This is a genomic window from Clostridioides sp. ZZV14-6150, from assembly GCF_020657875.1.
Taxonomy (GTDB): Bacteria; Bacillota; Clostridia; order Peptostreptococcales; family Peptostreptococcaceae; genus Clostridioides.
Window position 1 is genome coordinate 1 of the sequence record NZ_JAGWDA010000054.1, and the last position, 503, is coordinate 503.

Annotated in this window: 1 pseudogene; it reads right to left on the bottom strand. The window is 28.4% G+C overall.

The features are described 5' to 3' along the window. Positions 1-503: pseudogene (locus KGF41_RS20500) on the bottom strand (phage tail protein); the annotation flags it as partial.

A 503-nucleotide genomic window follows, 5' to 3' on the forward strand; every position in this document is an offset into this window, starting at 1 on the left:
GATTGAAAAAGTTCATTAACTGCACCCGTTAGATTTTTAGCATTTGTGCTTAATTCGTTTACGCCTATCTTTGCATCAATTTTAACACTAGAATAAGTGCTATCTAGTGTTGTTATATTATCATTTATTGTAGCGTTTATAACTTCTTTATTTGTATTGCCATTTACAACAGTTACTTTTACATCTATAGCTAATTCATTAAAAATATCTATTGTATTGTTATCTATAATAGTATAAGAATTAGTCATACTTTTCTTAGTTGCTTCATCCAATATTGCAACAAATATATTTTCAGTAACTAGATTATGATTAATTGTAAGTTTAAAGTATTCTCCATCAACAACCCAGTCAGATTCAACATAAGATTTACTAAAGGCTACATTTGTTGCAGCAGAAGTCATCTCTGCTATTTTCTCATATACCTTATCAAAATCATAAGTTAATCTATCCTTTAAAGTGTCCTTTACAGTTCCATCAATAGTTTCTCTAGCTTGCATTAACTC